This is a genomic window from Prevotella sp. P5-126 (assembly GCF_002251185.1).
In the GTDB taxonomy this organism is placed as follows: domain Bacteria; phylum Bacteroidota; class Bacteroidia; order Bacteroidales; family Bacteroidaceae; genus Prevotella.
This window is the reverse complement of sequence record NZ_NPIZ01000109.1, coordinates 88,548-95,034: the sequence shown is the minus strand read 5'-3', so window position 1 is coordinate 95,034 and position 6,487 is coordinate 88,548. Positions and strand designations below refer to the sequence as shown.

Below are 6,487 nucleotides of genomic sequence, written 5' to 3'. Positions count from 1 at the left end.
GACCAACAGGTTTTTGCTTCATTAAAAACGATATAAGTATCTGAATAATAATATAGTATGTTTTTAAAGACTGGCGATTCACGCGCTTGTTGTGAAAAAGGGATTTGATGTAAAATCTTAAAAATTGCACAAAGTTGTGAAATATTTATGAAAAAAGTTGTGCTGTCTGAAAAAAATATGCTAATTTTGTAGCTAAATAATAACCGCTATTACATTTACAGTTATGGCTAAGTATAATATCACAGAAAAAAAAGAACACGAGGCGAAGTATCGGAGCCTAGTTAATCCTGAAATGATGGACACTCTGAAAGAAAAAATCCTTCGCATTATTGTAATTCAGGAAAAGTACAAGGACAAAGAGTATTCTGCCAAACAACTGGCAATGGACCTTGGAACAAACACACGTTATGTGTCAGCAGTCATCAACGTGAAGTTCCATACCAATTACTCTTGCTTTGTTAACAAGTACAGAATCGATGAGGCCATGTCACTCATGGTTGACCGACGTTATCAGAAGCTCACCATGGAGCAAATCAGCGACATGGTAGGATTCTCTAACCGTCAGTCATTCTATGCCTCTTTCTATCGCATCATGAATATGTCGCCAAGAGAGTATCGTGTGAAGTTCCTTGAACAACACCCCTCTCAGAAAGTGGAGAATCAGAAGAAAGACAGATCGTCGAAATGATCCAATACGAAGACGAACACTTCGCAGACATACAGCTGTTGCGCTACCGACTGAATGGTTTTGAGCAACTCAGCAAGCGTCAACAGCTGTATGTCTATTATCTTTCGCAAGCTACACTCTACGGACGCGATATTACATTCGACCAGTTTGGACGATATAATCTTCGCATACGCAAAATGCTGGAAGCTGTCTATACCTCCGATAGGATAGATCGCGATAATGATAATTTCCGGGCTTTGGAAGTTTATCTCAAGCGGGTGTGGTTTTCAAGCGGAATTTATCACCACTACGGCACAGAAAAAATGATTCCGGAATTTGACGAATGTTATTTGCGTCAAGTTTTGGAACAGATAGATTTAACCTCTTTGCCGTTATGTGAAGGGGAAACGGTCGGACAGTTGTGCGATGAATTGTTTCCCGTGATTTTTAATCCTGAAATTCTGCCCAAACGAGTCAATCAGGCTGACGGTGCAGACCTTGTCACAACCTCAGCATGCAACTACTACCAAGGTTTGACGCAGACGGAAGTGGAAGACTTCTATCATGCGCAGAAACGCGATTATAAAGGTCAGCAACCTCCTTCTTTTGGACTTAATTCCACTCTTGTGAAAACTCCACAAGGAATAGAGGAGCAGACATGGTGTGCTGACGGGAAATACGGTAAGGCGATCAAACAGATCGTCTATTGGCTTGAAAAAGCCAAGGATGTGGCAGAAACCCCACAGCAGGAAGAGGTGACAACAGCCCTTATACAGTATTATAAGAGTGGTAATCTGCAAGATTTCAACGACTACTGTATCAAGTGGGTGAAATGTCACGAAGGCGACATCGACTATGTCAACGGATTTATTGAGGTCTATGGCGATCCGCTCGGCCTGAAAGGTTCATGGGAAGGTATTGTGGAATATACAGACAAGGAAGCCACACGTCGCACCAAACTCATAAGCGACAATGCACAATGGTTTGAAGATCACTCGCCCGTGGATCCGCAATTCCGCAAGCCGAAGGTGAAAGGCGTCATGGCAAAGGCTATCTGTGCTGCCATGCTTGGCGGCGATGAATATCCCTCAACCGCCATTGGCATCAACCTACCTAATGCCGACTGGATTAGAGCACAATACGGCAGCAAGAGTGTTACCATTACCAATATTACTGATGCTTACAATAAAGCATCGCTGGGCAATGGATTCAAAGAGGAATTTGTTGTTGACAAAGCAACTCTTGACCTCATCAAAAAGTATGGAGACCGTTGCGACGAACTGCATACAGACCTTCATGAATGTCTCGGACACGGGAGTGGACAACTCTTACCCCATACAGATCCCGATGCACTCAAGGCTTACGGCAGTACTATAGAAGAAGCACGCGCCGACTTGTTCGGACTTTATTATATAGCCGACAAGAAATTGATAGAGCTCGGGCTTCTTCCCGATGATGAGGCTTATAAAGCCCAGTATTACAGTTATGTGCTCAACGGACTGCTTACGCAACTCATCCGTATCCAGCCCGGACAGCAGATAGAAGAGGCTCACATGCGCAACAGGGCACTCATAGCCAGGTGGTGTTATGAGAAAGGCGATGCAATCAGTCTTGAGAAGTGCAACGGAAAAACATACGTACGTATCACCGATTACCCACAGCTTCGCCAACTTTTCGCACAACTGCTTGCCGAAGTACAACGCATCAAGAGCGAGGGCGATTATGAGGCAGCCAGACAATTGGTGGAGCAATATGGTGTGAAAGTCGAACCCACACTTCATCGTGAAATACTCGAACGTTACCAGCAACTGGGGTTGGCCCCTTATAAAGGATTCATCAATCCCATACTCAACCCTGTGTTAGGGGCTGACGGGGAGATAGATCATATTGAGATTGACTATAGTGAAAGCTACGCCCAACAGATGCTACGATACAGTAGTGACTACGGTACGCTGATATGAGTTCATCAAAATAAAGACAAGTGGAAAAACAACAAGTAATAGATAAAGTTCGCGAAATCAAACAGTCGTTCCGATTGATTATGGACGGACAGACTTCCCAGTCGATGCGCGACAAAGGCTCTGACTATAAACTCAATTGGGGAGCGTCAATCCTTATGCTGAAAGAAAAGGCCGCAGAAATAGGACAGGATTACGACCTCGCCATTGAATTGTGGAAAGCTGACGTGAGGGAATGTAAAATCTTAGCTACCATGCTGATGCCTCCCGATGAAATATGTGCTGAAGTGGTGGATATCTGGATGGAACAGACCCATACCCAGGAAATTGCTGAACAAGCCACATTCAACCTCTATCAGCATCTGCCATTTGCTGCACAGAAAGCCTACCAGTGGATTGCCTCTCCACAACCACTCTACCAGTTGTGTGGCTTCCATGTGCTCACCCGCCTTTTTATGAAGGGACAAGAACCTAACGAAAGAGGTATTAACGAGTTTATAGACCAAGCACTTGTAGCCCTGCAAGGTGACAATCTGGCGGTTAAGAAGGCTGCCCTTCAGACGATGACGCGTTTTGCCGACCTTGGACTTGTCTATGAAAGATTGGCCAAAAGTGCATTAAAACAAATAGAAATAGACATTTTTTAAACGATATAGGCATAATCTCGATAAAATGTCGTAACTTTGTGCGGTTTTAAACTGCAACTGTCATGAAAGAGAACGTGAAAGAAACGGTAACGCAGATCTTAGACAATTATCTGGCACAGAACAACAGGCGTAAGACTCCTGAGCGATATGCTATTCTGGAAACTGTCTATGCTATGAACGGATATTTCACACTCGATGAACTTGGAAAACGACTCGCAGAAGAACGTAGATTCCCAGTTAGTAGGGCAACACTCTACAATACTATCAAGCTATTTCTCAAACTGCGACTTATAATAGAACATCATTTCCAAAAACAGGTAACTTATAGTGCCGCATACAACAAAGGTGGACAGTTCTTTCAGATTTGCACCCTGTGTGGAAAAGTGACTGATGTGAAGGCGACAGCGCTCGTGAAGGCAGTCGAATCCATGCGGCTGCGACGGTTCAAAAAAGACAGTTACACATTATATATCTATGGTGTGTGTAGCAGTTGTCAGGCCAAACTAACGATGGAGAAGAAAAAACAAGAAAATAAAGAATCAAAATAATCCGAAACAATGAATCAAGGTAATGTTGACGTCCTGCTTGGTTTGCAGTGGGGCGATGAAGGTAAAGGTAAGGTGGTCGATGTATTGACCCCACAGTACGATGTAGTGGCACGTTTCCAAGGTGGTCCTAATGCTGGTCACACGCTGGAGTTCGAAGGTCAGAAGTATGTGCTACGCAGCATCCCCTCCGGTATCTTCCAGGGTGGAAAGGTGAATATCATCGGCAATGGCGTAGTGCTCGCTCCAGACTTGTTCATGGAAGAAGCCAAGGCGCTTGAAGCCAGTGGTCATGAACTGAAAAATCGTCTTCATATTTCTAAGAAGGCTCACCTCATCATGCCCACACACCGTGTTCTTGATGCCGCTTATGAGGCTGCAAAGGGTAAGAATAAGGTAGGAACCACAGGAAAGGGAATTGGACCGACCTATACTGATAAAGTATCACGTAACGGTCTCCGTGTAGGCGACATCCTTGAAAACTTTGAAGAGAAATATGCTGCTTGCAAGGCACGCCACGAAGCCATCCTCCGTTCTTTGAACTTCGAGTACGACATTACTGAAGTGGAAAAGAAATGGCTGGAAGGTATAGATTATCTTCGCCAGTTCCATATCGTCGATTCTGAACATGAAATCAACAACCTGCTGAAGAGCGGCAAGAGCGTACTTTGTGAAGGCGCTCAAGGCACTATGCTTGATGTGGATTTCGGCTCATACCCCTTTGTGACTTCTTCTAACACCATTTGTGCTGGAGCATGCACCGGACTCGGTATCGGTCCTAACAAAATAGGAGATGTATATGGAATCATGAAAGCATACTGCACACGTGTCGGAGCAGGACCATTCCCCACAGAACTCTTTGACGAAACAGGTAAGCGCATCCGTGACCTCGGTCACGAATATGGTGCTGTGACCGGTCGTGAACGCCGCTGTGGATGGATTGACCTTGTTGCCTTGAAATATGCTATCATGGTCAATGGTGTTACTAAACTTATCATGATGAAGAGTGATGTACTCGACGGATTTGACACCATCAAGGCTTGCGTTGCCTATAAGCAGAATGGACAGCAGATTGACTATTTCCCCTATAATATTGAGGAAAATATTGAACCGGTCTATGAGGAACTTCCAGGATGGAAAACCGACATGACTCAGTTTACCAGCGAAGAGCAGTTCCCACAAGCATTCAACGATTATATCAAATTCCTGGAAGCCCAACTTGAGACTCCCATTCAGATTATCTCAATCGGTCCAGACCGAGCACAAACCATCGTAAGAAAATAAATGGCACAGAAACCAAATATTCCTAAGGGAACGCGCGACTTCTCTCCCATAGAGATGGCTAAGCGCAATTATATCTTCAACACCATCCGTGAGGTCTATGCACTTTATGGATTCCAGCAGATTGAAACCCCTGCCATGGAAACGCTGCAAACACTCATGGGGAAATATGGCGAAGAGGGCGACAAACTGCTTTTCAAAGTGCTGAATAGTGGTGACTGCCTGTCAAAGGTAAGCGATGAAGAACTCGCAGAGCGTAATGCACTCCACTTGGCATCGAAAATGTGTGAAAAGGGATTGAGGTACGATCTTACCGTGCCTTTCGCACGTTACGTTGTGATGCATCGCGACGAACTTCAACTTCCTTTCAAGCGCTATCAGATTCAACCCGTTTGGCGCGCAGACCGTCCCCAGAAGGGCCGTTATCGTGAGTTCTATCAATGTGATGCTGATGTGGTGGGTTCCGACTCTTTGCTCAACGAGGTGGAACTGATGCAGATCGTAGATACTGTATTCAGCCGTTTCGGTATCCGTGTTCAGATTAAGATCAACAACCGTAAGATTCTCACGGGAATTGCTGAAGTAATCGGTGCTGCCGATAAGATTGTTGACATTACCGTTGCCATCGACAAACTCGACAAGATCGGTATTGACAATGTGAATGAGGAACTCCGTCAAGACGGACTCAGCGACGCACAGATAGAAAAGTTGCAACCTATTATCTCCTTGACAGGAAGTAATGATGAGAAGCTCAATACCATCGCTGGTGTTCTGGCTGAGAGCGAAACAGGATTGAAAGGTGTAGAGGAAACTCGCTATATTCTTGAAACGCTCAAAACAATCGGACTGAACAATGAAATCCAGCTCGATCTGACACTTGCCCGTGGCCTGAACTATTATACCGGTGCCATCTTCGAAGTCAAAGCTCTCGATGTGCAGATTGGTAGTATTACAGGTGGTGGACGCTACGATAACCTTACTGGCATCTTCGGAATGCCAGGACTTAGCGGTGTCGGCATATCGTTTGGAGCAGACCGCATCTATGATGTCCTCAACACACTCGATCTCTATCCAAAAGATTCCATTAACGCTACACAACTCCTCTTCATCAATTTCGGTGAAAAGGAAACAGCCTATTGTCTGCCCCTCGTCACTAAGGCTCGTCAGGCAGGTATTCGTACCGAAATGTTTCCTGATGCTGCCAAGATGAAGAAGCAGATGAACTATGCCAATGCCAAGCAGATTCCGTTTGTTGTCCTTGCAGGAGAAAACGAGATGAACGAAGGTAAGGTGACGTTGAAGAACATGATAACAGGCGAACAGCAGATGGTTTCTGGTGATGAACTGGTGACTATCGTTAAGGCTTGAACGTCAATCCGATAAAAAAGT

The 6,487-nt window shown here is 44.9% G+C and carries 6 protein-coding genes; all 6 read left to right on the top strand.

Features of this window, described 5'->3' with window-relative positions; translation table 11 throughout:
• Window positions 1-223 precede the first annotated feature (223 nt).
• Window positions 224-688, top strand: a complete 465-nt coding sequence (locus tag CIK90_RS12985) for an AraC family transcriptional regulator (protein ID WP_094390395.1) — start codon at window positions 224-226, stop codon at window positions 686-688.
• Window positions 685-2,628, top strand: a complete 1,944-nt coding sequence (locus CIK90_RS12980) for a dihydrofolate reductase (protein ID WP_094465748.1) — start codon at window positions 685-687, stop codon at window positions 2,626-2,628. The genes CIK90_RS12985 and CIK90_RS12980 overlap by 4 nt, the downstream gene beginning before the upstream one ends.
• A 20-nt stretch (window positions 2,629-2,648) precedes the next feature.
• Entirely contained in the window at window positions 2,649-3,272 is a 624-nt protein-coding gene (locus CIK90_RS12975) for a DNA alkylation repair protein (RefSeq protein ID WP_254046362.1), read from the top strand.
• Between the two features lie 62 nt (window positions 3,273-3,334).
• A complete protein-coding gene (locus CIK90_RS12970) occupies window positions 3,335-3,820 on the top strand; it encodes a Fur family transcriptional regulator (RefSeq protein WP_094390398.1) in 486 nt (161 codons plus the stop codon).
• A gap of 9 nt (window positions 3,821-3,829) precedes the next feature.
• Entirely contained in the window at window positions 3,830-5,101 is a 1,272-nt protein-coding gene (locus CIK90_RS12965; RefSeq protein WP_094465746.1) for an adenylosuccinate synthase, read from the top strand.
• Window positions 5,102-6,466 (top strand): histidine--tRNA ligase, encoded by a 1,365-nt coding sequence (gene hisS, locus CIK90_RS12960; protein WP_094390400.1) that lies wholly within the window; start codon window positions 5,102-5,104, stop codon window positions 6,464-6,466.
• Window positions 6,467-6,487 lie beyond the last annotated feature (21 nt).

Bases quoted from the DNA above. Each gene is read 5' to 3' on its own strand.
- CIK90_RS12985 (WP_094390395.1), top strand. From the start codon at position 224: ATGGCTAAGTATAATATCACAGAAAAAAAAGAACACGAGGCGAAGTAT.
- CIK90_RS12980 (WP_094465748.1), top strand. From the start codon at position 685: ATGATCCAATACGAAGACGAACACTTCGCAGACATACAGCTGTTGCGC.
- CIK90_RS12970 (WP_094390398.1), top strand. From the start codon at position 3,335: ATGAAAGAGAACGTGAAAGAAACGGTAACGCAGATCTTAGACAATTAT.
- CIK90_RS12965 (WP_094465746.1), top strand. From the start codon at position 3,830: ATGAATCAAGGTAATGTTGACGTCCTGCTTGGTTTGCAGTGGGGCGAT.
- hisS (WP_094390400.1), top strand. From the start codon at position 5,102: ATGGCACAGAAACCAAATATTCCTAAGGGAACGCGCGACTTCTCTCCC.